Annotated in this window: 22 protein-coding genes and 1 riboswitch; of the genes, 11 read left to right on the forward strand and 11 right to left on the reverse strand. The window is 72.4% G+C overall.

Annotated features, from left to right (window positions below):
* Positions 1-190: 190 nt before the first annotated feature.
* Positions 191-490 carry a hypothetical protein gene (locus ACFOX0_RS00850; RefSeq protein WP_377541428.1) on the forward strand — a complete coding sequence of 100 codons (300 nt, stop codon included), beginning with the start codon at positions 191-193 and terminating at the stop codon, positions 488-490.
* Between the two features lie 264 nt (positions 491-754).
* Here ACFOX0_RS00850 and ACFOX0_RS00855 read toward each other — a convergent pair whose 3' ends face one another.
* From ACFOX0_RS00855 to ACFOX0_RS00885, 7 genes are read right to left on the reverse strand one after another with little or no spacing between them, the layout of a single operon-like run.
* Complete coding sequence (locus ACFOX0_RS00855) at positions 755-3,070, reverse strand: AAA family ATPase (RefSeq protein WP_377541429.1); 2,316 nt, start codon at positions 3,068-3,070, stop codon at positions 755-757.
* Positions 3,071-3,114: 44 nt separating this feature from the next.
* The gene (locus ACFOX0_RS00860) at positions 3,115-3,636 is read right to left on the reverse strand and encodes a hypothetical protein (protein ID WP_377541430.1); all 522 of its coding nucleotides are present in this window, start codon (positions 3,634-3,636) and stop codon (positions 3,115-3,117) included.
* A 42-nt stretch (positions 3,637-3,678) separates the two neighbouring features.
* Positions 3,679-4,479 carry a GTP-binding protein gene (locus ACFOX0_RS00865; RefSeq protein WP_377541431.1) on the reverse strand — a complete coding sequence of 267 codons (801 nt, stop codon included), beginning with the start codon at positions 4,477-4,479 and terminating at the stop codon, positions 3,679-3,681.
* Positions 4,457-4,948 carry a DUF742 domain-containing protein gene (locus ACFOX0_RS00870; protein WP_377541432.1) on the reverse strand — a complete coding sequence of 164 codons (492 nt, stop codon included), beginning with the start codon at positions 4,946-4,948 and terminating at the stop codon, positions 4,457-4,459. Before ACFOX0_RS00870 ends, ACFOX0_RS00865 begins: the two co-directional genes overlap by 23 nt.
* Positions 4,945-5,418: a roadblock/LC7 domain-containing protein gene (locus tag ACFOX0_RS00875; RefSeq protein WP_377541433.1), complete on the reverse strand. Its 474-nt coding sequence runs from the start codon at positions 5,416-5,418 to the stop codon at positions 4,945-4,947. Before ACFOX0_RS00875 ends, ACFOX0_RS00870 begins: the two co-directional genes overlap by 4 nt.
* Positions 5,415-8,180, reverse strand: a complete 2,766-nt coding sequence (locus ACFOX0_RS00880) for a sensor histidine kinase (protein ID WP_377541434.1) — start codon at positions 8,178-8,180, stop codon at positions 5,415-5,417. The genes ACFOX0_RS00875 and ACFOX0_RS00880 overlap by 4 nt, the downstream gene beginning before the upstream one ends.
* Complete coding sequence (locus tag ACFOX0_RS00885; protein WP_377541435.1) at positions 8,167-9,507, reverse strand: hypothetical protein; 1,341 nt, start codon at positions 9,505-9,507, stop codon at positions 8,167-8,169. Before ACFOX0_RS00885 ends, ACFOX0_RS00880 begins: the two co-directional genes overlap by 14 nt.
* A gap of 373 nt (positions 9,508-9,880) precedes the next feature.
* On the opposite strand from ACFOX0_RS00885, the gene ACFOX0_RS00890 reads away from it, so the two are divergent.
* From ACFOX0_RS00890 to ACFOX0_RS00900, 3 genes are all read left to right on the forward strand, one after another.
* Complete coding sequence (locus ACFOX0_RS00890) at positions 9,881-12,760, forward strand: alpha/beta fold hydrolase (protein ID WP_377541436.1); 2,880 nt, start codon at positions 9,881-9,883, stop codon at positions 12,758-12,760.
* Entirely contained in the window at positions 12,760-13,731 is a 972-nt protein-coding gene (locus ACFOX0_RS00895; protein ID WP_377541437.1) for an ABC transporter permease, read from the forward strand. The genes ACFOX0_RS00890 and ACFOX0_RS00895 overlap by 1 nt, the downstream gene beginning before the upstream one ends.
* A gap of 122 nt (positions 13,732-13,853) precedes the next feature.
* Positions 13,854-14,303, forward strand: a complete 450-nt coding sequence (locus tag ACFOX0_RS00900) for a DoxX family protein (RefSeq protein ID WP_377541438.1) — start codon at positions 13,854-13,856, stop codon at positions 14,301-14,303.
* A gap of 143 nt (positions 14,304-14,446) precedes the next feature.
* On the opposite strand, the gene ACFOX0_RS00905 is transcribed toward ACFOX0_RS00900, so the two are convergent.
* Positions 14,447-15,082: a flavin reductase family protein gene (locus tag ACFOX0_RS00905; protein WP_377541439.1), complete on the reverse strand. Its 636-nt coding sequence runs from the start codon at positions 15,080-15,082 to the stop codon at positions 14,447-14,449.
* Between the two features lie 249 nt (positions 15,083-15,331).
* Here ACFOX0_RS00905 and ACFOX0_RS00910 point away from each other — a divergent pair, with 249 nt between their 5' ends.
* Both ACFOX0_RS00910 and ACFOX0_RS00915 read left to right on the forward strand, forming a co-directional pair.
* A complete protein-coding gene (locus tag ACFOX0_RS00910) occupies positions 15,332-15,874 on the forward strand; it encodes a dihydrofolate reductase family protein (RefSeq protein ID WP_377541440.1) in 543 nt (180 codons plus the stop codon).
* Positions 15,875-16,115: 241 nt separating this feature from the next.
* Positions 16,116-16,244 carry a GntR family transcriptional regulator gene (locus ACFOX0_RS00915; protein WP_377541851.1) on the forward strand — a complete coding sequence of 43 codons (129 nt, stop codon included), beginning with the start codon at positions 16,116-16,118 and terminating at the stop codon, positions 16,242-16,244.
* A 3-nt stretch (positions 16,245-16,247) separates the two neighbouring features.
* Here ACFOX0_RS00915 and ACFOX0_RS00920 read toward each other — a convergent pair whose 3' ends face one another.
* Complete coding sequence (locus ACFOX0_RS00920) at positions 16,248-16,625, reverse strand: VOC family protein (protein WP_377541441.1); 378 nt, start codon at positions 16,623-16,625, stop codon at positions 16,248-16,250.
* A gap of 359 nt (positions 16,626-16,984) precedes the next feature.
* Positions 16,985-17,119, forward strand: a riboswitch (SAM riboswitch).
* A gap of 21 nt (positions 17,120-17,140) precedes the next feature.
* Here ACFOX0_RS00920 and thrC point away from each other — a divergent pair.
* The 3 genes from thrC (at position 17,141) to paaN (ending at position 21,489) form a co-directional block, all read left to right on the forward strand.
* On the forward strand, positions 17,141-18,448 hold the full coding sequence (thrC, locus tag ACFOX0_RS00925; RefSeq protein ID WP_377541852.1) for a threonine synthase: 1,308 nt from the start codon (positions 17,141-17,143) through the stop codon (positions 18,446-18,448).
* A 286-nt stretch (positions 18,449-18,734) separates the two neighbouring features.
* Positions 18,735-19,754: a GNAT family N-acetyltransferase gene (locus ACFOX0_RS00930; protein ID WP_377541442.1), complete on the forward strand. Its 1,020-nt coding sequence runs from the start codon at positions 18,735-18,737 to the stop codon at positions 19,752-19,754.
* 61 nt (positions 19,755-19,815) lie between these two features.
* Positions 19,816-21,489: a phenylacetic acid degradation protein PaaN gene (gene paaN, locus ACFOX0_RS00935; protein WP_377541443.1), complete on the forward strand. Its 1,674-nt coding sequence runs from the start codon at positions 19,816-19,818 to the stop codon at positions 21,487-21,489.
* Positions 21,490-21,582: 93 nt separating this feature from the next.
* Here paaN and ACFOX0_RS00940 read toward each other — a convergent pair whose 3' ends face one another.
* A complete protein-coding gene (locus ACFOX0_RS00940; protein WP_377541853.1) occupies positions 21,583-22,038 on the reverse strand; it encodes a GNAT family N-acetyltransferase in 456 nt (151 codons plus the stop codon).
* A gap of 445 nt (positions 22,039-22,483) precedes the next feature.
* Here ACFOX0_RS00940 and ACFOX0_RS00945 point away from each other — a divergent pair, with 445 nt between their 5' ends.
* The gene (locus ACFOX0_RS00945) at positions 22,484-22,687 is read left to right on the forward strand and encodes a cold-shock protein (protein ID WP_377541444.1); all 204 of its coding nucleotides are present in this window, start codon (positions 22,484-22,486) and stop codon (positions 22,685-22,687) included.
* A gap of 520 nt (positions 22,688-23,207) precedes the next feature.
* Positions 23,208-24,830, forward strand: a complete 1,623-nt coding sequence (groL, locus tag ACFOX0_RS00950; RefSeq protein WP_377541445.1) for a chaperonin GroEL — start codon at positions 23,208-23,210, stop codon at positions 24,828-24,830.
* A gap of 78 nt (positions 24,831-24,908) precedes the next feature.
* Here the strand turns inward: groL and ACFOX0_RS00955 are convergent, their stop codons facing one another.
* Positions 24,909-25,853: a GNAT family N-acetyltransferase gene (locus ACFOX0_RS00955; protein WP_377541854.1), complete on the reverse strand. Its 945-nt coding sequence runs from the start codon at positions 25,851-25,853 to the stop codon at positions 24,909-24,911.
* Position 25,854: the final 1 nt, after the last annotated feature.

Consider the following 25,854-nt stretch of genomic DNA (forward strand, 5'->3'; position numbering starts at 1 on the left):
AGACTGCTACGCGGTGTAGCTATCCCGCAACCCCGAGGCAGGATGTGTCAGCGGGACCGCTCGGGCGCCTGACCGGCATCAGGCATCGGACCCGAACCGACCACGGGCGGAACCGCGCGGGTCGCCCCGTTCGGGAGCGCGGGGCGGCCCCACCTACCTCGTCGGCCCGCAGCTCGACCGGAGGCCCGCCATGCCCTTGCACCTGTACCGAGGCCGCGAGGTGACCCCGGCCCCGCGCCCGCCCCACGTCCCGCGCCGGCCCCTGTGGCTGTGCCGCGCCTGCTCGGAAAACTGGCCGTGCCCGACCGCCCGTCTGAAACTCAAGGCCGAGTACGGCGACGACCGCACCGCGCTGATCATCTACCTGTGCGGCCTCCTCCACGAGGCAATCGAAGACATGAACCGCCTTCACCCGGACAACGGCCCGGACCCTGGCAGCCTGTTCAACCGCATCGTCGGATGGGCACGCCCCCGCACGCACATCGAGTAGCGGCCCGCCCTGGCCCCGTCGCTCACTCCCCGACGACGGGCCCGGGCGGGTTTCTATCGCATGCCGTGAACACCCCGGGCACCGCAGGGGCAAGCGTGACAGCCCGCCGCGCCCGGACCGCCACTCGCACCGTGGACGCACCATGGCTCGCGGCCTGGCCGTCGGCGTGCCTGGCAGCGGGGTCTACGTCGCGGAGTAGCCCGACCAGCGCTAACCCATGTGAGGGCCGCCTTGACATCCTCCGCCGAAATTTCACCGATCCGCTCAGCCGGTGGCGTGCTGTTCGGCGTACGCGGCGAGCCAGGCGACCTGGCCGGGGTCCAGCGACGGCCGGACCCGCCTGCGCGCCGTCGCCACGTGCTCGGCGGTGACCGTGGACGCCTCCAGCGACTCGCGCATCGCCGCGAGCGCCGACTCGCGGACCAGCGCCGCGCAGTCGGCCGCCGAGAAGCCGTCCAGCTCACCGGCGAGCCCGGCCAGGTCCACGTCGGACGCCATCGGCACCGCTCGCGCCGCCGCGGTCAGGATCTCCCGCCGCGCGTCGGCGTCCGGCGGCGGTACGTAGACCAGCCGCTCCAGCCGGCCGGGCCGCAGCAGCGCCGGGTCGACCAGGTCGGGGCGGTTGGTGGCGCCGACCACGACGACGTTGCGCAGCGGTTCCACCCCGTCCAGTTCGGTCAGCAGCGCGGCGACCACGCGGTCGGTCGTACCGCCGTCGGTGGCCTGGCCGCGGACCGGCGCGAGCGCGTCCACCTCGTCCAGGAAGACCAGCGTGGGAGCGGCCTCGCGGGCCCGGCGGAACAGTTCCCGGACGGCGCGTTCGCTCTCGCCGACCCACTTGGTCAACAGTTCGGCGCCCTTGACCGACAACACGTTGGCCCGGCCGCTGCCGGCCAGCGCGGTGACCAGGAAGGTCTTGCCGCAGCCCGGCGGACCGTAGAGCAGCACCCCGCGCGGCGGCCGGACGCCCAGCCGGGCGAAGGTGTCCGGGTAGGTCAACGGCCACAGCACCGACTCGGTCAGGGTCTGCTTGACCTCGACCATGTCGCCGACGTCGGCCAGCGTGACCTCGGCCAGTTCCAGGTCCGCCGAGCCGGCCATCGAGGTCGGCCGGACCACCTCCAGCGCCGCCGCGAAGTCGGCCATCGCCACCGTGGGCGTCGGCGCGTCCTTCTGCCGCAGGGCGGCCCGCACCCCGGCCTCCCGGGTCAGCGCGGCCAGGTCGGCGGCGACGAAACCGGGGGTACGCCCGGCGACCTCGTCCAGTCGTACGTCCTCGGCCAGCGGCACCTCGCGGGTCAACACGGTCAACTGTTCCCGGCGCAGCGCGGTGTCCGGCAGCGGTACGGCGATCTCCAGCGACAGCAGGGCCGGGGCGCGCAGTGCCGGGTCGACCGACTCGGGGCGGCTGCTGGTGCAGACCACCGCCGCGCCGGCCCGTACCGTCTCGGCCAGCACCTGCCGGAACACCGTCGCCAGCGGGCCGGGTTGGTCGCGCGGCGCCAGCGCGTCCACGTCGGAGACCAGCAGCAGGGCCGGCCCACCGGCCCGGACCGCGGCGGCGGCCTCGCGCAGCCGGCGGGCCGCGGAGTCGTTCGACAGCGCGGCGACCTCCGGCGCCCAGAGCGGGTGCACTAGGGCGCCGACCTCGCCGGCCACCGCCCGGACCAGCGCGGTCTTGCCGGACCCGGCCGGCCCGGTGACCAGTACGCCCAGCGAGACGGCGGTGCCCAGCCGGGTCAGCACCTCACGGTGGTGGAAGCCGAGGTCGAGCAGTTCGGTCAACTCCTGGGCCTGGGCCCGCAGACCGGGCAGGTCCTCGACGTTCGGCGCCGGCCCGGTGTCGGCCGCGACCGGCGTCGGGGCGGTCGGCGCGGGTCCGGTCACCGCGGCGTCGGCGGAAACGGTGCCGGTGTCGTGGCTCGACGCGACGATCCCGGTCGGGCCGTCCGGCGGGCCGGGACGGGCGGAACCGGCCCGCACGTCGGCGGCGGTCGAGCCGTGGGTGACCTGACCGTCCCGCCAGCCGACCACGGTGTCCATGGTGACCAGCGCGGCCTCCGGCTCGGCGGTGGTCACGGTGAGCAGGGTGCTGGTCCACGCGTAGCCGACGGTGTTGGCCAGGCTGCGTCGGGCCGCCTCGACCAGCCCACGCGCCGCCGCGTCGGGCAGCACGTCCTGCGGCAGCAGGGACACGTCGTCCCCGACGGTCACCATCTTGCCGAGCAGCGCCAGCCGGAGCATCTCCGGCGTCACCGCGGCGGTGATCTCCACCGGGCCGGTCAGGGTGACCCGCCGGGCGGCGGCCAGCGGCGCGGGCGCGACCGTGACCTGCCCACCGTCCCGGATGCCCAGATTGCCCAGGATGAGGTCGTCGGCGTAGAGCAGGCCCCGGCTGGCGGTCGGCTCGGCCCGTACGGCGATGCCGGCGGTGATCCGGCGGCCGGCGAGGCGTACCGGCTCACCCGGCCGCAACCCGAGCGCGGTGAGCACCTCGGGGTGCAGCCGGACGATGCCGCGCCGGGCGTCCAGCGCGGCCGGTCGCAGGCTCGCGGTCAGGGTCAGTTCACGCTCGGCCATCCGCCGAGACTATCGGCCCGCCGCCCGCCGGCCCGGCCGCGAGGTCAGCGGCGGTCGTCGTCGGCGCGCAGCAGCGACGGGTTGCGCCGGATCATCTCCGCCAGGCGGGCCGCCGAGGCGTTGGCGCCCTCCTCGGTCGGCGGCGTCCAGGCCGTCGGCGTCTGCGCCCGAGGCTGCACCGTCATCGGGTACGACGGTGGCGGCGCGCCGGCCGAGGGCATCGCCACCGGCTCCTCGTCGGGCGTGACGGTGACCACCCCGTCGACCCACTCGACGCGGACGGCCGCGCCGGTGGTGCCGTCCTCCGCCCACAGCGTGACCGCGAGCTGCGGATGGTGCCCGACCACCAGCCGGACCGCCTCGACCACGTCGTCCACCGCCGACCACGGCCGGACGGCGGGGTCGACGGGCGGGTGGGGCTCGTAACGCTGATCGGTCGGCGGCCGGTCCTGCTGGGCCGGTTCGCCGGAAGCGCGGAGGTCGCGTGGCGCACCGTTCGCCAGGCGCCGCTGCAACTCCTCCATGCGCGCCATCCGAGCCAGCGCGTCGTCCAATTCGCCCCGCATCCCGAACCTCCTTCCCGTCGCGCGCCGAACCCTCCCCGGCCCTCAGGCGGGCCGCTGCTGCATCGCCCGGGCCAGGGCCCGGTCGAGGAGCACCAGCAGAGCATCCCGTACGGACAACCGGTCCCGCGCGTCGAACCGCAGGACCGGCACGTGTTCGCCGACTGCCAGCGCCCAGCGGATCGAGTCGAGATCGTGTACGAGGTGCCCGTCGAAGGCGTTCGCCGCGACAACGAAGGGTATCCCCGCGCGCTCGAAGAAGTCGACTGCCGGGTAACAATCGTCGAGTCGCGCGCTGTCCACCACGACGAGTGCGCCGAGCGCGCCCCGGGCGAGGTCGTCCCACATGAAACCGAACCGCGCCTGCCCGGGCGTGCCGAACAGATACAGCTTGAGGCTGCTGTCGATGGTGACGGATCCGAAGTCCATCGCGACGGTGGTGGTCGTCTTCGCCGACCGTACGCCGGGGTCGTCGATCCCGATCCCGGCGGCGGTCATCTCCGCCTCGGTGGTCAACGGGTCGATCTCGGAGATGGCACCCACCGCGGTCGTCTTGCCCACCCCGAACCCGCCGGCGATCAGGACCTTCACCGGAACCGGCGGCGCGGCCCGGCACTCGGCCCGGGACGGCGGCGCCGGCAGCCGGGCTCGACCGGCGTCGCCGCCGGCCATGCCCGCGCGGCCCGGCCATGGCGGCGGGCTGGCCCCGGCCCGGAAACCGACAGGCTGACCGTTGCCGTTTGGTACCGGTTCGCCGATCGGCGAACCGTAGCGACCCGGCGCGGCGTTGCCGGCCTGCTCGGTGCCCGCGGCGGCCGGCCAGTCAGGAGATCGCACGAAGTCCATCGATCACTCGCATAATGATGTCCGGGTCGAGGGAGGGCTCGACGTCGCTGGTGTGTACGTCCAGGTGGCCGGCCGCCCGGAGGTCGCCGACCAGGATCTTCGTCACGCCGAGATGCAACCGCAGCCGGGCGGAGATCTCGGCCACGGAGAGCGGTTCGCCGCACAGCGTCACGATGCCACGCAGCTCCGGAGTCAACTCGGCCAGTGCGGTGGCCGGCCGGGACGGGTCCGGCTCCCGCGCGGTGACCTGCGTCTCCACGCCGATCTTGGGGTCGATGCACGCCACCCGGCCGGAGGTCAGCACGAACGGCCGTAGTCCCGGTGGTGCCGGTGGTCCGTCGTCACCGGTCGGCCGATCTCCGTCGGTGGGGGTCGCGGGGATCGGCCCACCGGCCGCCGGCGCCCGCAGGTAGGGCCGGATCCGCACCTGCGGCTCCGGTCCCGGCGGCTCGGCAGACGGCGCGGTCATGCCTGGACGGAGTTCTTCAACTCGACGATCAGCCGCGGGGTGAGGGCGCTGCCGGCCCGACCCGCGAACAGGGTCATTTCGTACGCCACCGTGCCGAGGTTGGCCGATCGGTCCGCCACCACGCCCAGGACCGAGCCGCTGCTGATCGAGCTGACCAGCAGGTATCCCTCCTCCATGTCCACGATGACCCGGTTGAGCCCGCCCAGCGCGTACCAGCCGGCAGCGCCACCGGCCAGGCTGGTCAGGCCGGACACCACCGCCGCGAGCCGTTCGGCGTTGGACCGGTCCCGGATCGCCGACATGGCCATCAGCAGGCCGTCGGAGGACACCGCGATCGCCTCCAGCACCCCGGCGGTGCCGGAGGTGAACGAGTCCAGCAACCAGTTGAAGGTACGCGCCTCCGGGCTGAGTTCGCCGCTGTTCTGCGCGGCCTGCAGCTCGACGTGGTTCTGGATGAAGGGGCTGGTCATAGGGTTCCCTCTTCGTTGCGGTGGGCTGAACTGATCTCACGCAGGGCGCGGGCGACACCGAGCTCGAACTGGTTGATGCGGTCGCGTACCTCCTCCGGATCCGACGGGCGGTCGGCGAGCGGCGGCCGGGCCGGTGGGGTGGCGGGGGCGTCCGGATCCAGCGTGGCGCCCGGCACCCGCCGGTACAGCCGGGTCTGCACGGACGGGATCGGCGCGGTCCGTCGGGCCGGCGCCGCGAAGCCGCGCTCCGCCCGGCGCACCCCGGCCTCGAACTCCTCGACCAGGGCGCGTACCCCGTTCGGGTCGACGTTGCCGCCCTCCGCGGGGCCTCGGGTGGATCCGCCGGCCGGCAACTGGGCGCCGGGTACCCGCTGGCGCAGTGCGGCCCGGTCCGACGTCGCCGGCACCGGTGCCGAGCCGACTGCCGGGTACGTCGGGGTGGTCGCCGGGGCCGGCGTACCGGCGGTCGGAGCGGACGCCGGGGCCGGCGTACCGGCGGTCGGGCCGGCGGTCGGAGCGGCCGCCGGGGCCGGCTCGGACGCGCTGGTGAGATGCCCGAAGGCGTCCCACGGCTTGCCCTGCTCCAGCGACCGGGTGGCCCGGCGCAGCAAGACCAGGTCGAACGGCGGCGTCTGGTCGGGCTGGTCCGCCGGCGCCCCCCGCTCCGCCGCGGCGACCGGCTCCGCGGGGACCGGCTCCGCGGGGACCGGCTCCGCGGCGACCGGCTCCGCGGCGACCGGCTCCGCGGCGACCGGCTCCGCGGCGACCGGCTCCGCGGGGACCGGCAGCGCGCCGGCCCGTTCCACCCGCGGGGTCCGGACGGGCAGCGCGCCGGCCTGTTCCGCACCGCCCCGGATCAGCGTGACGGTCTTCAGCCCGGCCCCGTCCGTGTCGTAAGCCGGGTCCGGCAGGCTGGGCAGCAGGGACCGCTTGCCGAGCTCCAGCCTCGCGGTCAGCCCGCCGCCCGGGGTCTGGGACAGTTCGACCCGCCAGTCGTGCCGGCGGGCCAGCCGGCCCACCACGAACAGGCCGAGCACCTCGGTCGGTGCCAGGTCGAGCCGCTCCCGCTGGGTCAGTCGGGCGTTCTCCTCGGCCAGCCGCTCGTCGGTCAGGCCGATACCGTGGTCGACCAGGGTGATCCGGGCGCCCCGGTGCAGCCGTTCGGCGGTGACGGTGACCCTGGTGTGCGGCGGGGAGAAGGCGGTGGCGTTCTCCATCAGTTCGGCCAGGGTGAGCACCAGGTCACCGACCGCCGCCGGCGCCACCATGAGGTCCGGCCGGACCAGCACGTCGACCCGGGTGTACGCCTCGATCTCGCCGAGCGCCAGCCGGACCACGTCGGTCAGCGGCAGCGGCTTGGTGTGGCTGTCCGTGCCGGGCGACCCGGAGAGCACCACCAGGCTGCTGGCGCTGCGGCGCAGTCGGCTGGACACGTGGTCGAGGCGGTAGAGGTCCTGCAGCCGGGCGGGGTCGGTCTCCCGCTGCTCCAGGCGGTCGATCAGCGAGAGCTGCCGGCCCACCAGGTTCTGGGTACGCCGACCGACGTGTCCGAACATCTCGGCCACGTTGCGCCGGCTGGCGACCTGCCGTTCCACCAGCCGGGCGGCGGTGCCCTGCACCCGGTCGAAGGCGCGGGCCAGGTCGCCGATCTCGTCCCGGCCCCGGATGTCGACCGGATCGAGACGTACCGGAGTGGGGGAGTCCGTCTCGTCGTCGGCGACCCGGACGAGTTCCTCCTCGGCGAGCCGGGCCACCCGGTCGGCGGACCGGGTGAGCCGGGTCAGCGGCCGGGCCACCGTACGGGCGACCAGCAGGCTCAACATGACCACGACGAGGAGGGTGACCAGGGCCACCCCGGCGACGCCGTACGCGGCCACGGTCGCCTGCCGTTGCTGCCTGGTCACCTCGGCGATGACGTCGACCGCGACCTTCTTCTCGACGAACTGACCGAGCGAGATCAACGAGGAGGCGATGGGGAACAGCGCCTCCAGCGGGATGTCCTGCAGGGCCTTGAGCGGGTCCGACTCGGCGATGGTGAGCAGGTCGCTGTTGGTCCGGGCGGTGACCGCCTCCGTCTCGGACACCGCGACGGCGACCTGCTCCGGGGTGGCCAGGGCGAGGAAGGCCTTGCTGCTGACGGTGAGGGAGCCCAGGACGTTGACGTACGCGGCGGTGCTCCGCTGGCTCCTGGTGGCCACGATCTGCGGCCCCAGCGTGGCGGAGATGCTCAGCCCCTCGTCGGTCCGCAGCAGTTGGTCCAGCGCCAGCACCTGGCGTCCGGCGGTGGTCCGGGTATCGACCGCGAAGGGCAACTGGAGCGCGTCGATCAGTGCCAGGTTGATCGGCGCGAAGGTGTCCATGACCTGGTCCATGCTGGCCCGTCGGGCGAGCACGGCGGTACGGAGTTCGGCCAGCCGGCCCGCCCCTTCCAGGGCGCTGGCCAGCCGGCCGGTCATCGTGTCGCCGAAGTCGGCGCGCAACTCGGCGGTCAGGTCGGTGACGGTGGCCGACTTCTGGGCCAGGTCGGTGCGCGGGGTGACGTTCAGCAGGTAGCCGATCGACATGAGCCGTTCCTGCTGGAGTTCCTGCACCAGACTGCCCACCCGGCTGGCGATCCGGACCAGATCGGCGGTGTCCGAGGCCCGTCCGGCGGCGGCGAACCGGTCCATCGCGACCGGCACCGCCATCGCGACCATGCTCAGCAGCGGCACGACGACCAGTAGGGCGAGTTTGCCGCGAATCCGCAGCCTATCGAGCAGCATCGTTGCGTCCCCAGTGCGCCGGCTGGTTGTCCCGGGAGCCCACGCCGGTCGGTGCCGGCCGGCTGTTCAGCCCGGTCGCCCCCGGGTCGGACCAGTCGGCCGCCAGCGGTTCCCAGCGGCGCTGACCGCCGAACGGTTCCGCGGGCGGCGGCGCCGGCTCGGGGTCGGTGGGGAGGTCGCCGGTCGCGGCCCGCCGGCCGGCGGGCCTGGCCCGGATGGTGACCACGACCCAGGTCAGCACGGCCAGGGCGACCAGCACCGCCAGGGCGGCGGCGCCGAGGGCCAGCCAGCGGCCGGTGTCCGTCCGGTCCGACCGGGCCGCGATCAGCGCGTCGAGTTCGGTGAGCGCCACGGTGGACAGGTCGACCGCCGCGGCCTGGGTGTCGGCCCGGGCGGCGGCGACCCTCGCCGGGTCCGGCAGGGGGAGCCGACCGACCGGGTTGCCGGTGCCCGCCGTCGGCTGATCGGCCGCGTCGGTGCCCTTCGCGCCGGTCCCGTCGGTCGAACCCGTGCCGGCGGGCTGTTTCGGCGCGGCGGCCGGTGGTTGGGCGGAGGTGAACGCCAGCTGTTCCGCCGCCCGCTGGTACCGGTCGAACTTGGTCAGCACGTTGCCGCCCAGTTCCGTGCTCTCGGTGCTGTCGACGGCCGAACGCAACGCGTTCACCACCGCGTTGACCGATCCCAGCGCGGCCAGCCGGGCGGCGGTGAGGTCGGCGACGGTGTTCATCGCCTCGCTGTTCGGCCGGGCCGGCGCCAGCGCCACCGCGTCGGCCAGGCGGCCCGTCGCGATCAGCGCGGTGGGCAGGTCCCGGCCGGCGGCCTGCTGGAGTTGGGCCGCGTCGGCGTCCGGGTCGCGGACCAGTCCGGAACTGTCCCGCACCTTGTCGAAGAGTGCCAGCAGCAGGTCCGTCGTCTCCCGGTACGCGGTCAGGGTGTCGTTCGGGTTGGCGAGCCGACGCTCCGGCAACGCCTCGATCTTGGCGCGCAGGCCCGCCCACCGTTCCTGGGTGCGCAGCGCGCCACCGAGCCGACTGTCGACCGCAGCGGCGTTCTGGACGGCCCGGTCCACCGCCTCCCGGTTGGTCGGTCGACCGGTGAGAGCGGTCGTCTGCGCGTCGGCCAGCGCGGTCGCCACCGGTATCAGCGCGCGCAGGTAGCCGACCCCGTCGCGTTCCCGGGCCGCGAACGTCCGGTCGGCGTCGACGTCCCGCCACACCTGCCCGAAGAGCACCCCGACCGGGATGAGTAGCGCGACGGTGAGCAGCAGGGGCAGCAGGACGCCGGGCCCCGACGGCCGGGTGCTGGCCGGGGCGGCGGGGTTCGTCATCGTCGATCTCCTCCGGCGACGGCGGCGGGAACGGGGGTGGCTGCGCGGGAAGTCGCCGGTCCCGTGCACTGGACCGGAAAACTAACCGAATGCTTTCCAACAGCCATCCAGCGTCAACCGTCGGTTTTCCGTCACAGTGACTTATGGCACCTTGAGTACTCGACAACGCACGTTGAGTAGTAGCAAGCGGTTCGACATGCAGTCCAATGCCGGCTGTGTAGGTAATGTTCGTAATTCACGGGATCCGAATTCATCCCACCACGATCTGCGAACGTTGCGCGTTACGTCCGAACAGTCTGCCGATCGGGCGACCGGATGCGGACGTACGGGGGATCTCAGGCAGCGCTCAGGAACCGGCCCGTACGGTGAGCGCATGTCGACTCCGCTCCCGGCGCGGTTGCGCCGTGCGCTGCCCCGTCCCACCCGACGCCGGGTGGTCACCGTCGCGGTGGTGACCGCGTTGGCCGCCGGGGCGGTCGGCTGGGCGGTGTGGCCGCAGCCGAAGGCATTTTCCACCGCCGATCGCATGGTCACCATCCGGTCCGGACCGGACGGCGACCAGCCGGTCGATCTGGACACCCGGCTGTACCTGCCGAAGGGTGCCTCGGCCGCCAGTCCCGTGCCCGCGGTGCTGCTCGCCCACGGCTTCGGCGGGAGCAAGGAGTCGGTCGGCTCGCAGGCGGAGGAGATCGCCGGGCAGGGCTACGCGGTGCTGACCTGGAGTGCCCGTGGCTTCGGCCGCAGCGGTGGCCAGATCCACCTGGACAGCCCGGACTACGAGGTCCGCGACGCGTCCCGGCTGCTGGACCTGTTGGCCGACCGCCCGGACATCCGCAAGGACGCCGCCGGGGACCCCCGGGTCGGCGTGGTCGGCGGCTCGTACGGCGGCGGTCTCGCGCTGCTGCTGGCGGCGCAGGATCCGCGCGTCGACGCGATCGTCCCGATGATCACCTGGAACGACCTGGCCCGGTCCTTCCTGCCCGAGTCGACCGGGAAGCCACCGACCGAGGGCGTGTTCAAGAAGGGCTGGGCCGGCATCTTCTTCGGCAGCGGCGGCAACGCCGGCCCGGGCGGCCCCGCCGGCACCGCTCCCGGCGGCACCGGCACCGGCCAGCAGAGCGCGGACCAGCAGGGTGCCGGCCAGCCCGACCCGGGTGCCGGTGCGGCGGGTACCGGACCCGGCGTTCCGTCCGGCCGGGCCGGCGCCGATCCGGCGTGCGCTCGGTTCGCGGCGGACGTCTGCCGGGCGTACCTGGAGATCGCCACCACCGGTCGGGCCTCCGCCGACGCGGTGGCCCTGTTGCGCCGGTCCAGCCCGGCCGGCGTGCTCGACAAGATCAAGGCACCCACGCTGCTGGTGCAGGGCGAGGTGGACACCCTCTTCCCGCTCGCCGAGGCGGACGCCAACGCCCGCGGCATCGCCGCCGCCGGCACCCCGGTCCGGGTGGCCTGGTACACCGGCGGTCACGACGGCGGTGAGGGCCCGCAGTCCGATCAGGACCGGACGAAGTTCCTCACCCTCCAGTGGCTCGACCACTACGTCAAGGGCTCCGGCGCCGCCCCGGCGGACAGCTTCACGTTCTCCCGGATCGCCGGTTTCGACGCCCTGGAGCGGGGCCTGGTCGCCACCGGCTACAGCATCCGCGACTACCCCGGCCTGGCCGGCACCGCGAACCGGACCGTCGGGATCGCCGGGCCCCCGCAGCCGATCGCCAACCCGCCCGCGGGCAACCCGGCGGCGATCTCGTCGCTGCCGATGGCCGGCCGGTTGTCGTCGCTGCTCGACGGGGTGGCCGGCGATCTGGCCGGTCAGCACGCGAGATTCGAGTCGGCGCCGCTGACCGAGCCGATGGACGTGATCGGTTCGCCCACGGTCTCGATCCGGGCCGCGTCCCCCACCGGCGAGGCGGTCCTCTTCGTCAAGCTCTACGACGTCGACCCGAAGGGCGCGGCCACCCTCTCCAACGGTTTGGTCGCGCCGGTCCGGCTGACCGGTCTGCCGACCGATCTGGCCGCCGCGCGACCCGTCCAGGTCACCCTGCCGGCGATCGTCCGCCGGATCGATGCCGGACACCGGCTGCGGGTCGTCGTGGCCACATCGGACCAGGCGTACGCGACGCCGGCCCAACCCACCGTCTACACGGTGGGTCTGGGCGGCGACGCCGTGACCCTGCCGACCGCGACCGGCACGCCCATTCCCACCGCCGCCTCGATCTGGCGCTGGGCCCTGGTCGGACTGCTCGCCGCCATCCTGGTCGGGCTCGTCGTGGTCGTCCTGGTGGCCCGCCACCGGGCCCGTCGGCACAACCGCTCGGTCGACCCCGCGTACGCCGACGTCCCGCTGGTCGTCAAGGGCCTGCGCAAGGAGTACGCGGACGGCTTCGTCGCGGTCAAGCGGGTCGACTTCGAGGTACGGCCCGGTCAGGTGGTCGGCCTGCTCGGCCCGAACGGCGCCGGCAAGACCACCACGCTGCGGGTGCTGATGGGGCTGACCCAGCCGACCGCCGGTGAGATCTACGTCTTCGGGCATCCGTTGGTGCCCGGCTCGCCGGTGCTGTCCCGGATCGGGGCGCTGGTCGAGGGGCCCGGCTTCCTGCCGCACCTGTCCGGGCTGGAGAACCTGCGGTCGTACTGGCGGGCCACCGGCCGGCCGGTCGAGGACGCCCACTTCGAGGAGGCGCTGGAGATCGCCGGCCTGGGCGACTCGGTGCACCGCAAGACCCGCAAGTACAGCCACGGCATGAAGCAACGGCTGGCCATCGCGCAGGCCATGCTGGGCCTGCCCCAACTGTTGGTGCTCGACGAACCGACCGACGGGCTGGACCCGCCGCAGATCGCCGAGATGCGCCGAGTGCTCAAGCGGTACGCCACCGACGGCCGGGCGGTGCTGGTCTCCAGCCACCTGCTGGCCGAGGTGGAGCAGACCTGCACGCACGCGGTGGTGGTGAACAAGGGCGAGATCGTGGCGTCCGGCCCGGTGGACGAGATCGTCGGCGAGTCGCCGAGCGTGCAGTTCGACGTCACCGACCCGGCGACGGCCCGGGACGTGCTGTCCCGGATGGGCGGCGTGCACGTGCTGCCGGACGGCGACGGGGCGCTGGTGGTGGACACCAACGGCACCGCCCGCAGCGAGGTGGTGGCCGAACTGGTCCGGGCCGGGATCGGCGTGGACCGGGTGATGCCACGCCGCCGGCTGGAGGACGCGTTCCTCGCCCTGGTGGGCGACAACTCTCGGGGAAGCGGGGACCGCTGATGTCCACGGTGAACGGTGCGAGCGAGGCTCCCGGCGGTGCGGACCGGCCCGGAGCGGGCGGCGGTTCGTCGGGCGCCGGTTCGTCGGGCGGCGGTTCGTCGGTCGGCCTGGTCGACGCGGCGGGCGGGGCGGCCGGCTACCGGCCGTCGGCCACCCTGTCGGTCTGGGCCGAGGTCCGCCGGCAGGCCAGCCGGCGGCGTACCCAGTTGGCGCTCGGGTTCATGGTGCTGCTGCCGTTGATCATCCTGGTGGCGTTCCAGTTCGACTCCGGCAAGGACGACAACAACGGCGGCGGCGAGTTCGCCAGCCTGATCGACCAGGCCGTCTCGGGTGGGCTGAACTTCACCCTGTTCGCCATCTTCGTGTCGGCGTCCTTCCTGCTGGTGGTCGTGGTGGCGCTGTTCTGCGGCGACACGGTGGCCAGCGAGGCGAGCTGGGGGAGCCTGCGCTACCTGCTCGCCGTACCGGTGCCCCGGGCCCGGCTGCTGGCGGTGAAGCTGGTGGTGGCGCTGGCGTACTCGGGGTTCGCGCTGCTGCTGCTGGCCGGCACCGCGCTGCTGGCCGGGACGCTGCGCTACGGCTGGCATCCGCTGCGCAGCAGCATCGCGGACGAGATCCCGACCGGCGAGGGAGTGCTCCGACTGCTGGGCATCCTCGGCTACCTGGCGGTCGTCCTGCTGGTGGTGGCCGGCCTGGCGTTCCTGCTGTCGGTCTCGACGGACGCCGCGCTGGGCGCGGTCGGCGGTGCGGTGCTGCTGTGGATCCTGTCCGGGATCCTGGACCAGATCACCGCCCTCGGGGTGCTGCGCGACTTCCTGCCGACGCACTACTCGTCGGCCTGGTTGGGCCTGTTGTCCACCCCGGTGCAGACCGATGACATCGTCCGGGGCTGCATCTCGGCCGTCTCCTACGCCACCGTCTTCTGGGCGCTGGCCTTCTGGCGCTTCACCCGCAAGGACGTCACCAGCTGAGCGCGAAACTCATGCGCCGTGACCTGCGGCGGAAAAAGTAGTTGAGCGTTCTATATCGACAATCATAAATATTTGTTGCATCCTGAGGGCTCCTGGTAGCGCTCCCAAAGGAGGCGTCAAAGATGAATGATGTCCGATTCAAGGGCTCGGTACTGTCCCTGTTCCGCATTGTGGTCGGGCTGCTGTTCGTCTGCCACGGTCTGGCCTCGATCTTCGGGGTGCTGGGCGGCAACCGGGGCACCGGTCAACCGGTCCCGATGGGCCAGTGGCCCGGCTGGTGGGCCGCGCTGATCCAGTTGGTCTGCGGCGGCCTGGTGCTGATCGGGCTGCTCACCCGCCCGGCGGCGCTGCTCGCCTCCGGCTCGATGGCGTACGCCTACTTCACCGTCCACCAGGAGAAGGGCCTGCTGCCGATGACCAACGGCGGCGAGGCCGCGGCCATGTTCTGCTGGTCGTTCCTGCTGGTCGCCGTGCTGGGCGCCGGACCGTGGGCGGTGGACGCCCTGCTCCGCCGGGACCGGACCGAGTTGACCGACCGGTCCACCGACCGCCGGGCCGCGGCCACCGCCTGACGGCCCGTCCGCGGGCCGTCCATCGGATGGTCGGCGAAGGCGGCCACGGTCCGGTCGCGCTCGGACCCGCCCCGGTACGACAGACCGTGCGATCCGGAAGACCTCGACCCGGTCACCCACCTGCCGAGGTCTTCCGGATCACGTCACCGAACGGGTCGCAGTTCGTGCGGCATCCGCCAGCCGGCGGCCAGGCGCGACGGACGCAGGTTCCCCCCGCCGCCGAAGAACTCGCAGAACTTCATGATCAGCGGGTCCCACCGGATCGGGTCGACGTAGTGCGTACCCGGGATGATCAGTTCCTCCTCGACGTGCGTCCGTTCGACGGTCACGTGGAAGGCGGTGGCGGACAGCCCCGGCTGGGTCATCGGGTGCGCCTCGGTGACCAGGCACTCCAACTGGATCGGGCACTCGGCGACCCGCGGCGGCCGGACCAGGTCCGCCGGTTGCGGGGTGAGGCCGGCGACCGCGAACTTGTCCGGCTCGTACCGGTAGCCCTGCTCCGCCTTGCCGGTCGGCACCACCGGCCGGCCGGTGGTGAGCGCGATCCGGTCCACGGCGTCGACCAGCGACGACGGCACGAGGTTGAGCACGCACTCCCGTTCGCGCAACAGGTTGGCCGTGGTCTGGCCACTGTTGCCGAGGCCCAGCACGCAGGTCCGACCCAGCCACCACGCCGACGACATCGGCGCGAGGTTGAACCCACCGTCCTCGTTCCGGGAACTGATCAGCACCACCGGGGTGCCGAAGTAGAAGACTTTCGTGTCGGACACGCGATGCATCGTCGATCCCATCTCTCCGGCCCGGGTCGGGCCGCGCGCGGCTCGCGCGCCGTCCAACTCTGACCCGACACGCCCCGGACCGCTGGCGGCGATCGGACGTCGCGTTCGACCGACCCGGGCCCGGACGTGGTGTGCGAACGCCCTGTGCGGCGCACGTCGCGGCCGACCGGCTCTCGGGCCGACGAGAATGTGACAGGTCGCTGGTAGAACGCCAGGGGACGCTCGGGCACCCTCGGCAGGAGGCAGGCGATGGGGAAGCTGCTGTACTCGGTCACCATGTCGTTGGACGGCTTCATCGCCGGTCCCGGTGGCGACATGTCCTGGCTCACCGAGCACCTCGGACCCAACCCGATGGTGGACGACCTGATCGGACGGATCGGCGCGCTCCTGGTCGGCAACCGCACCTTCGGTGGCGACGACCCGTACAAGGGGGTCGAGGAGCGGGAGGGCAAGGCGTTCGGCGGTGGCTGGGAGGGACCACAGTTCGTGCTCACCCATCACCCGCGACCGGCCTCGGCGGACATCACCTTCGTCGACGACCTGGCCGAGGCCGTCACCGCGGCCAAGGCGGCGGCCGGGGACAAGTACGTCAACGTGCTCGGCGCCGACGTCGCCCGGCAGTGCCTGGCGGCCGGCCTGCTTGACGAGATCCTCACCCTGGTGGCGCCGGTGCTGCTCGGCGACGGCGTCCGGCTGTTCGACCATCCCGGCGGCAGCAACGTCAAGCTGGAGCAGCTCAGCGTCAGTCACGTACCGCACGCCGTCAACATCTGGCACCGCGTCGTCAGGTGAACCGGCCCGGGCGACACCGAGGCGGGCGGGGCCGGTCGAAGGCGATCCCGGGCCGCCGCGACCGGAGCCCGGCAGCCACCCCGGGCCATTTCCCGCTTCCGACCACCGCGTCGGGCAGGGCCGGAAGGAGGCATCAGCCGGTCGCGGGACCGGTCAGTTCCTCGGCGTACGTCCTGAGCGCGCCCACCGCCGTCATCAGGCTGGCGGCAAGCCAGGCGACAAACTGCCGTCGACCTCCGAGCTGTGCGCCAAGTACGACGTCTCCACGCAGGTCATCCGGTCCGCGATGCTCATCCTGCGCGCCGAGGGTCTGGTCGAGGGCCATCAAGGGCGCGGCGTTTACGTCCGAGCTCCGAACGCCGACCGTTGAGCATCAGACCTCCCGGGTGCGGTTGCGCAGCACGCAGAACTCGTTGCCCTCCGGGTCGGCCAGCACGACGAACGGGTCGGCGTCGGTCTGGCCCACGTCCGTGTGCCGGGCGCCGAGCGCCAGCAGCCGCTCGACCTCGGCCTCGACGTCGCCGTCGGTCGGGTTCAGGTCGGGGTGGTTGCGGTTCTTGCCGGCCTTGGAGGCGTCGACCCGCTGCAACCAGACGGTGAGCGTGCCCGGGGGAGCGTCGTCCGGCGGGTAGAGCTTCGCGCAGCCGTCGTCGCCCTTCTCGACCCGGTAGCCCAGAACCCGCGACCAGAACTCGGCCATCCGATCGGTGTCCCGCACGTCCAACGTCCACTGCGTGATCTGACTGACCACCCCGCCCACCTCCGACCTCCGGTGGCTCTACCAACACCACGATCATCACCCGAACCCACCCCGCCCGCACCCGGACCGCCCCAAGGCCCCCATGATCGTTGGCAGTTTTTCCGTACGACACGCCGATTCGGCAACGGAAAAACTGCCAATGATCATGGAGCTGCGCTGTCCCGGATCGGCGCGGCGCTGGGCACCACGAAGCAACCGCCCTCGGCCGGACCGTCGAGGTGGTGCCGCGGGCCGGCGGTCGGCCGACGCCGGCCGGCGTGAGCCGGACCACTCGACTTGCCGCCCACTGCGTGGGACGGCGGCTCGGCGCGCCCGCGGATGCGCCGTAAACTCGGCCGGGACAACTGAATACCTCATCCAGAGGGGCTGAGGGATACGGCCCGATGACGCCCCGGCAACCACCCCGCCGGCTCGACGCAGAGCGAGAGCGGGACAGGTGCCAATTCCGTCCCCGCCGCAGATCGCGATGCGGGGAAAGATGAGAGGACCTCGACGTGACGTCGATCATCGAATCCGGATCCCACCACGCCACCTCCGACGAGCGCGCCGACGCCGGCCGCGTCGCGGCCGGACCGGCCCGCGGCCTGGTCTGCCGCGGCTGCGGCGCCGAGTACCCGTTGGTCGCGCAGCACGCCTGTTTCGAGTGTTTCGGCCCGCTGGAGGTCAGCTACGACCCGGCGGCGCTCGCCCGGGTCACCCGCGCCGACATCGAGGCCGGGCCGCACAACATCTGGCGGTACGCGCCGCTGCTGCCCGCCGGACAGGACCCGGCCGGTCGGATCACCCTCGACCCCGGGCTCACCCCGCTGGTGGCGGCCACCGGACTCGCCGCCGAGTTGGGCATCCACGCCCCGCTGTGGGTCAAGGACGACAGCGCCAACCCCACCCACTCGTTCAAGGACCGGGTGGTGTCGGTGGCGCTGACCGCCGCCCGCGGGCTCGGCTTCACCCGGTTCGCCTGCGCCTCCACCGGTAACCTGGCCAACTCGGTCGCCGCCCACGCGGCCCGGGCCGGCGTACCGTCGATCGTCTTCATCCCGGCCGACCTGGAACCGGGCAAGGTGATCACCACCGCCGTGTACGGGGGCGACCTGGTCGCCATCGACGGGTCGTACGACGACGTCAATCGACTCTGTGGCGAGTTGGTGGAGACCGACGAGTTCGAGGACACCGCGTTCGTCAACGTGAACGTCCGGCCCTACTACGCGGAGGGTTCCAAGACGCTCGGCTACGAGGTGGCCGAGCAGTTGGGCTGGCGGATCCCGGCGCAGGTGGTGGTCCCGATGGCCAGCGGCGAGCTGCTCACCAAGATTGACAAGGCGTTCAGCGAACTGGTCGAGATAGGACTGGCGACCGCCCCGGACGGCGGCTGGACGGTGTTCGGCGCGCAGTCCACCGGCTGCAACCCGATCGCGACCGCGCTGCACGCCGGCACCGACACTGTCACCCCGGTACGGCCCACCGGCATCGCGAAGTCGCTGAACATCGGCGACCCGGCCGCCGGCCTGTACGCGCTGGAGGCGGTCCGGCGTACCGGTGGCTGGATGGACCACGCCGACGACGACGAGATCCGGGCGGGGATCCGGCTGCTGGCCCGGACCACCGGCGTGTTCGCCGAGACCGCCGGCGGGGTCACCGTCGCCGTGCTGCGCAAGCTCGTCGAGTCCGGCCGGTTGGACCCGACCCGGGAGACGGTCGTCTACAACACCGGTGAGGGGCTGAAGACGATCGACGCGGTCGCCGGCCAGGTGGGACCGTCCCATCGGGTAAAGGCTTCGTTGCGGGCGGTACGGGACGCAGGACTGCTGGGCTGAAACTTCCACGTTTTGCTGCGGTTGGTAGCTGGGGATTTGCTGTCAGTAGAAGAAAACTCCTTCCGGGGACTTGACGGACGCAACTGCGCAACGCAAGATGCTCCGTGCGGGAGGGCGCATCGCCGTAGACTTTTGAAGTTCTTACGACCCAGCGCCGGAGGCGTTGTGCGATCGCCCTCCCGACCAAGCAGGTGACGACCCGGACGCCGAGGTCGACCCTTTCTTCCCGACCGGCCGACGGCTAAATCGTTCGCGGTCCCACCGCTCCCCGGGGCACCCTCGCCCCATGGACATCACCGTCGACTCGATCCGGCAGGACGACCACACGAGCTTCGAGCGGGCGTACGAGATCAAGGCCGCGAGTCTCGCGGCGGACCTGCCCGGCTTTCCGCCGTTGTGCCGGCAGCGCTTCTTCGGCGGCCTGCGGCATCCGATGCCGGTGACGGGCTATCGCTGGCTGCTCGCCCGGCTCGACGGGGAACCGGTCGGCTTCGCCGAACTCGAACTCCCCCAGGCGGACAACACCGCGATGGCGGTGGTGCAGGTGCACGTCCGGCCCGGGAGTCGCCGCCGGGGCGTCGGGCGGGCCCTGCACCGGCGGGTCGTCCGGTTGATGGGTGACCTCGGTCGGAAGCGGATCATCGGCCAGACCGCCGGCACCCTGCCGGACGGCCCGGAACGCGATCCCGCGGGTGACGCGTTCGCCCGCGCGGTCGGCGCGACGGCCGCGCTGGTCGACGTCCGCCGTCGGCTCGACGCCACCGGGCTCGACGAGGTCGCCCTCGACCGGCAGCTCGCCGAGGCGCGGTCCCGGGCCGGGGACTACCGGACCGTCCGCTGGCCCGGCATCCCGCCGGAGGAGTACCTCGCCGATCTGGCCTACCTGGACGGTCGGCTGCTGCTGGACGCGCCGACGGGCGAACTCGACTACGAGCCGGAGAAGATCGACGCGACCCGCGCCCGGGGGATCGCCGAGGCGCGGGTGGCGGCGGGCCGGCGGACGTACCACACGGCGGCGCGGCACGAGGCGACCGGCCGGCTGGTCGCCTGGACGACCATCGACGTCGGTGCCACCCCGGACTGGCACGCCTTCCAACAGATCACCATCGTCGATCCGGCACACCGCGGGCGCCGGCTCGGCACCCTCCTGAAGATCGAAAACCTGCGGTACGCCATGGCGAACGAGCCGGCCCTGCGGTCCGTCGACACCTGGAACGCCGCCGACAACGAGCACATGATCTCGATCAACGAGGCGATCGGATTCCGGCCGGTGGACCGCTGGACCGACTGGCAGCTGACGCTCTGACGATCCCGGGCGGCAGCGCCTGAGGTGCTGGCCCGGGGCCGGCTGGGGCATGATGGCGGGCATGACGGAGACCCCGCATCCCCTCTACGCCGCGCACGCCGAGACGCTGACCCGCGCGCTGACCGCGATCACCGAGCGCGGCTACTGGTCCGCCTACCCGGAATCACCCAGCCCCCGGGTGTACGGCGAGACCGCCGCCGCCGACGGTGAGGCCGCCTTCCGGGCGTACCTGGGCGGTGACTTCCCGCTCGACCAGCCGGGTGCCGGCGATCGGGTGGCCACCGAGGTCAGCCCGTTCGGGGTGGATCTCGGCGTGCGCTATCCGCACGCCGACCCGGACGCCCTGATCGCCGCCGCCACCACCGCGCTGCCGGCCTGGCGGGACGCCGGCCCGCGGACCCGGACCGGGGTCTGCCTGGAGATCCTCGCCCGGCTGCACCGGCACGTCTTCGAGCTGGCCAACGCGGTGCAGTTCACCAGCGGCCAGGCCTTCGTGATGGCCTTCCAAGCCGGCGGGGCACACGCGCTGGACCGGGCCCTGGAGGCGGTGGCCTACGCGTACGCGGAGATGAACCGGCACCCCGGCACGGCCGACTGGGAGAAGCCGGCCGGCAAGGGCGAGCCGCTGCGGATGGTCAAGACCTTCCACGTGGTGCCCCGCGGCGTCGCCCTGGTGATCGGCTGCAACACCTTCCCGACCTGGAACTCGTACCCGGGGTTGTTCGCCTCGCTGGTCACCGGCAACCCGGTGCTGGTCAAGCCGCATCCGCGGGCCGTCCTGCCGCTGGCGATCACGGTGCGGTACGCCCGCGAGGTGCTCGCCGAGGCCGGGTTCGACCCCAACCTGGTGCAGCTCGCCGTCGAGGCGCCCGGCGAAGGGCTCGCCTCCGGCCTGGCCACCCGGCCCGAGGTCAAGATCGTCGACTTCACCGGTTCCACCGAGTACGGCGACTGGCTGGAGGACAACGCCCGGCAGGCCGCCGTCTACACCGAGAAGGCCGGCCTCAACACGGTCGTCGTCGACTCCACCGACGACTTCGCCGGGATGTGCCGCAACCTCGGCTTCACGCTGACCCTGTACAGCGGCCAGATGTGCACCACCTCGCAGAACATCCTGATCCCGGCCGGCGGCATCGAGACCGACCAGGGGCACAGGAGCTTCGACGAGGTGGCCGCCGGGATCGCCGCCGCGGTCGGCAAGCTCACCGGGGATCCGGCCCGGGGCGTCGAGCTGACCGGTGCCATCGTCAACGACGGGGTGCTGGAGCGACTGACCGAGGCGGCGAAACTCGGCGAGGTGGTGCTGGAGTCGCGGACGGTGGAGCACCCGAAATATCCGGGCGCGGTGGTGCGTACCCCGACGATCGTGAAACTGGCGGCGGACGCGGCGGAGATCTACGGCCGGGAGTGGTTCGGACCCATCTCGTTCGTCATCGCGACTGACTCCACCGAGCACAGCCTGCGGATCTTCCGGGACACGGTGGGCGCGGGCGGCGCGCTGACCGCGGGCGTCTACTCCACGGACGAGGACGTCCTCGACGCGGCCGAGAAGGTGGCCGTGGACGTGGGGGTGCACCTGTCCTGCAACCTCACCGGCGGGGTGTTCGTCAACCAGTCGGCGGCGTTCTCGGACTTCCACGCCAGCGGCGCGAACCCGGCCGCGAACGCGGCCCTGACCGACGGCGCCTACGTCGCCAACCGGTTCCGGATCGTGCAGAGCCGCCGACACGCCTGAGCGCACCGGTACGCCCGAGCGGCACCGCGCCGCCCGACCCGAGGACGGGCCCTCGCCCATCGCGCAAGCGGTCGGCGGGGGCCCGTCGGGGTGTCAGGCCGGGCGGCGCATCCGCAGCTCGGTCAGCACGGGGACGGTGGGGTGCGGGACCCGGACCCCGGTGTCGACGAAGCCCAGCCGCCGGTAGGCGCGGACCGCCCGGTCGTTGCCGACCACCACCTCCATCAGCAACTCCGGCCGGCCGGTGGATCGGGACCAGGCGGCCACCGCCTCGACGAGGTCGGCCAGCAGGCCCGTGCCGCGCCGGGCCGGGGTGACGTAGACGGCGAAGATCAAGGTCAGGTCCGGCTCCCCGGGTACGACCGTGCCGCCGGCGTGCCCGACGAACCGGCCGTCGACCTCCGCCACGAACTGGCCCCGGATCGGACCGGTCGCGCACCCGGCGATCCGGGCCACGTGCTCGGCGTGCGGACGGGCGGCGTGCTCGGCGAGCGTCTCCAGGAAGGCCAGCGGCGTGTCGGCGAGCATCTCCAGACGCAGTGCCCGCATCCGGGCGGCGTCCCGGGTGGTGACCCGTCGGACCCGGGGCGCGGGCGGACGGGCCGGCCGGCACGTCGGCCGGTCGACGGAGGAGGTGTCCACGGCCGGCGGCCACACACTGGTCACACCGCAACAACTACCGTGGTCCGTCCCGGTTGGCAACTAGATTGATTGCGATGCGTGTGTTTCAGGAGTGGAAGCGCTCGGACCTGGGGATTCAAATTTGAAAAGCAAGCGACGCGCGACGATGGGCGATCGGATGTCCAAGCGCTTTCCCGGATCCCGATCGCTGTCCGATTTGGGGTAGTGCGCCGTCGTCACCGCTCGTGTAACGTGCGATTTCGGTCGCTGTTTCACCGCGAGGGAGTGTCGGTCGGAAAACCGCGACCGGGGCAGGCGCACGCGGTGTCAGGGGCTCAAGTGGGTTCGGCACCATCGAAGTAAGGAAGTCACAATGGCTCAGGGCACCGTCAAATGGTTCAACAGCGAAAAGGGCTACGGATTCATTGCCGTCGATGGAGGATCGGACGTGTTCGTCCACTTTTCCGCCATTGAGATGGACGGCTACAAGTCGCTCGACGACGGCCAGCGGGTCGAGTTCGAGGTCGCCCAGGGGCAGAAGGGTCCGCAGGCCGAAAAGGTGCGTGTGATCGCCTGAGCTTTGTATCGACGTTTTCCGATCTGGACCCGCACGGTGGCCGCTCCCCGTGCCGACCCCGAGGCCCGACGTCTTCGCCGCAGGCCCGTCCGTACCCGCTGCTGCCCGCCCGGTCGGGCCGGCACCGGGTGCGGGCGGGCCTGACGCGCTTCGACTCCACCGATCGGACCGCACGCCGCCGGCGGGGCGGCACGATCGGGCCGGACGCGCTTGCACTCGGCAGGGGAGAGTGCTAAACAAGTCATTGGCACTCGCGCCATGTGAGTGCCAATGGTCGGGGCGGTAGGGCCACGGTCACGGACCCATGGAGACGGGGACGAGGCACGTGGCCGGTCGTCGCGGGCTGTCCGCCCGGCCGGCGGACGTCCCTGTCGCCTTGCGCGTCGGAGTCGGTCAAGCGCCTCGTGCGCCGTCGACGCCGCGGGCAAGCGCAGTAGTGACGTCCGAAGGTGCGTAGTCAGACGGCGCATCCGGGACAACCGTCCGGGGAGCCGTTGAGTGTCCAGGAGGACAACGCCGTATGGCCAAGATGATCGCGTTCGACGAAGAGGCGCGCCGCGGCCTCGAGCGGGGCATGAACCAGCTCGCCGACGCCGTGAAGGTGACGCTCGGCCCCAAGGGCCGCAACGTCGTGCTCGAGAAGAAGTGGGGTGCCCCCACCATCACCAACGATGGTGTGAGCATCGCCAAGGAAATCGAACTCGAGGACCCCTACGAGAAGATCGGCGCTGAGCTGGTCAAGGAGGTCGCCAAGAAGACCGACGACGTCGCCGGTGACGGCACGACGACGGCGACCGTCCTGGCCCAGGCGCTGGTCCGCGAGGGCCTGCGCAACGTCGCGGCCGGCGCGAACCCGATGGCCCTGAAGCGGGGCATCGAGGCCGCCGTCGGTGCGGTGACCGAGGAGCTGGCCAAGCTCGCGAAGGACATCGAGACCAAGGAGCAGATCGCCTCCACGGCCTCGATCTCCGCCGGTGACACCAGCGTCGGCGAGATCATCGCCGAGGCGATGGACAAGGTCGGCAAGGAAGGCGTCATCACCGTCGAGGAGAGCAACACCTTCGGGCTCGAGCTCGAGCTCACCGAGGGTATGCGCTTCGACAAGGGCTACATCTCGCCCTACTTCTGGACCGACCCGGAGCGGATGGAGGCCGTCCTCGACGACCCCTACCTGCTGATCGTCAACAGCAAGATCTCGTCGGTCAAGGACCTGCTGCCGATCCTCGAGAAGGTCATGCAGTCGGGCAAGCCGCTGGCCATCATCGCCGAGGACGTCGAGGGCGAGGCGCTGGCCACCCTGATCGTCAACAAGGTGCGCGGCAACTTCAAGTCGGTCGCCGTCAAGGCGCCGGGCTTCGGTGACCGCCGCAAGGCCATGCTGGCCGACATCGCCATCCTCACCGGTGGCCAGGTCATCAGCGAGGAGATCGGCCTCAAGCTGGACGCCGTCAACCTCGACATGCTGGGCCGCGCCCGCAAGGTCGTGGTGACCAAGGACGAGACGACCATCGTCGACGGTTCCGGCGACGCCGACCAGATCCAGGGTCGGGTCAACCAGATCCGCGCCGAGATCGAGAAGAGCGACTCCGACTACGACCGGGAGAAGCTGCAGGAGCGCCTGGCCAAGCTGGCCGGCGGTGTTGCGGTGATCAAGGTCGGCGCGGCCACCGAGGTCGAGCTCAAGGAGCGCAAGCACCGCATCGAGGACGCCGTCCGCAACGCGAAGGCGGCCGTCGAGGAGGGCATCGTCCCGGGTGGTGGTGTCGCGCTGGTGCAGGCCGGCAAGACCGCCTTCGACAAGCTGGACCTGACCGGTGACGAGGCCACCGGCGCCCAGATCGTCAAGATCGCTCTGGACGCGCCGCTGCGGCAGATCGCCGTCAACGCCGGTCTCGAGGGTGGCGTCGTGGTGGAGCGGGTCCGCAACCTGGACACCGGCCACGGCCTGAACGCCGCCAGCGGTGAGTACGTCGACCTGCTCAAGGCCGGCATCATCGACCCGGCCAAGGTGACCCGGTCGGCGCTGCAGAACGCGTCGTCGATCGCGGCCCTGTTCCTCACCACCGAGGCAGTGGTGGCGGACAAGCCGGAGAAGACCCCGGCAGCCCCGGCTGCGCCGGGTGGCGGGGACATGGACTTCTGAGTCCGGAAACACCTGCCGGTGGGGGCGGGCCGCGCGAGCGGTCCGCCCCCACCGCCGTCCCGGCTGTCGTCGCGCGGGCTAGCCGGCGCCGACCAGCGGCTTGCGGTAGAGGGAGAAGACCCGTTCGATCCGGGCCCCGACGGTGCGGGAGTAGAACGGCACCGGGCCCACCCAGCCGATCTGTACCCGGTCGTGGCCGGCGGCCCGCTGGTCGGCAAGACAGCGACGTAACAGGATCGAGCCGATGCCGAGGCCCTGCGCGGCCGGCGCCGTGCCCGTCGGGCCGAACCAGGTGGGCCGGGACGACCCCCACGCCGCGAAGGCCAGCAGCTTCCCGTCGCGTACGGCGAGGTGACAGCCGGCATCCGGGCGGCCCACCGAACGGGTGAGCTCGCCGGGCCACGATCCGCCGAAGACCTCCTCGGCGAACGCGACCAGGGCCGGAAGGTCCGCCGGCTCGGCCCGGCGTACCGTGACGCCCTGCCCGGCCAGCCGCCGCTCGGCCGGCGCGGTGTCCCGCAGTCCCGGGGCGTCCGGCGCCGACAGGTCGGCGGTCATGTTCCAGGCGGTCCGGTACTGCTCGTAGCCGAGCGCCAGCGCGGTGCAGATCGCCGGGGTGTAGCGCACGTCGATGCCCGGCCAGGCGTACCGCGGTGGGTTGCCGGCAAGCACCACCTCGCGGGCGCCGAGTCCGGCCAGGACCAGCTCCGCCCGCTCCAGCAGGGCGCGACCCAGCCCGCGCCGGCGCGCCGAGGGATGGACCGCGAGCAGTTCGACGTGCCCGACCGTCGGATTCGTGTGCGAGATCGAACCCAGCAGCACCCCGACGGGCGCTCCGCCCGCGGCGCCGGTCGGGGCGAGGGTGCCGGTCGACGGGCTGACGGTGGCCGGCGCCGGGCGGCCGACCAGGGCGACCGGGCGGCGGCCGACCGTCGGGTCGGGATCACTCAGCAGGGGCACGATCGCCGCCGCCTCGGCGGCGTCCTCGGGCAGGTCCAGCGCCGCGCGGCACAGCTCGACCAGG

The organism is Micromonospora zhanjiangensis (assembly GCF_042650605.1).
GTDB lineage: Bacteria > Actinomycetota > Actinomycetes > Mycobacteriales > Micromonosporaceae > Micromonospora_J > Micromonospora_J zhanjiangensis.

Excerpts from the sequence above, each read along its gene's own strand:
- ACFOX0_RS00900 (WP_377541438.1), top strand. The coding sequence starts at position 13,854 with ATGAATGATGTCCGATTCAAGGGCTCGGTACTGTCCCTGTTCCGCATT.
- ACFOX0_RS00865 (WP_377541431.1), bottom strand. The coding sequence starts at position 4,479 with ATGGACTTCGTGCGATCTCCTGACTGGCCGGCCGCCGCGGGCACCGAG.
- ACFOX0_RS00905 (WP_377541439.1), bottom strand. The coding sequence starts at position 15,082 with ATGCATCGCGTGTCCGACACGAAAGTCTTCTACTTCGGCACCCCGGTG.
- paaN (WP_377541443.1), top strand. The coding sequence starts at position 19,816 with ATGACGGAGACCCCGCATCCCCTCTACGCCGCGCACGCCGAGACGCTG.
- ACFOX0_RS00860 (WP_377541430.1), bottom strand. The coding sequence starts at position 3,636 with ATGCGGGGCGAATTGGACGACGCGCTGGCTCGGATGGCGCGCATGGAG.
- ACFOX0_RS00875 (WP_377541433.1), bottom strand. The coding sequence starts at position 5,418 with ATGACCAGCCCCTTCATCCAGAACCACGTCGAGCTGCAGGCCGCGCAG.
- ACFOX0_RS00895 (WP_377541437.1), top strand. The coding sequence starts at position 12,760 with ATGTCCACGGTGAACGGTGCGAGCGAGGCTCCCGGCGGTGCGGACCGG.
- ACFOX0_RS00930 (WP_377541442.1), top strand. The coding sequence starts at position 18,735 with ATGGACATCACCGTCGACTCGATCCGGCAGGACGACCACACGAGCTTC.
- ACFOX0_RS00880 (WP_377541434.1), bottom strand. The coding sequence starts at position 8,180 with ATGCTGCTCGATAGGCTGCGGATTCGCGGCAAACTCGCCCTACTGGTC.
- ACFOX0_RS00850 (WP_377541428.1), top strand. The coding sequence starts at position 191 with ATGCCCTTGCACCTGTACCGAGGCCGCGAGGTGACCCCGGCCCCGCGC.
- ACFOX0_RS00945 (WP_377541444.1), top strand. The coding sequence starts at position 22,484 with ATGGCTCAGGGCACCGTCAAATGGTTCAACAGCGAAAAGGGCTACGGA.
- ACFOX0_RS00940 (WP_377541853.1), bottom strand. The coding sequence starts at position 22,038 with ATGCGGGCACTGCGTCTGGAGATGCTCGCCGACACGCCGCTGGCCTTC.
- ACFOX0_RS00855 (WP_377541429.1), bottom strand. The coding sequence starts at position 3,070 with ATGGCCGAGCGTGAACTGACCCTGACCGCGAGCCTGCGACCGGCCGCG.
- ACFOX0_RS00910 (WP_377541440.1), top strand. The coding sequence starts at position 15,332 with ATGGGGAAGCTGCTGTACTCGGTCACCATGTCGTTGGACGGCTTCATC.
- ACFOX0_RS00870 (WP_377541432.1), bottom strand. The coding sequence starts at position 4,948 with ATGACCGCGCCGTCTGCCGAGCCGCCGGGACCGGAGCCGCAGGTGCGG.
- groL (WP_377541445.1), top strand. The coding sequence starts at position 23,208 with ATGGCCAAGATGATCGCGTTCGACGAAGAGGCGCGCCGCGGCCTCGAG.
- ACFOX0_RS00890 (WP_377541436.1), top strand. The coding sequence starts at position 9,881 with ATGTCGACTCCGCTCCCGGCGCGGTTGCGCCGTGCGCTGCCCCGTCCC.
- ACFOX0_RS00885 (WP_377541435.1), bottom strand. The coding sequence starts at position 9,507 with ATGACGAACCCCGCCGCCCCGGCCAGCACCCGGCCGTCGGGGCCCGGC.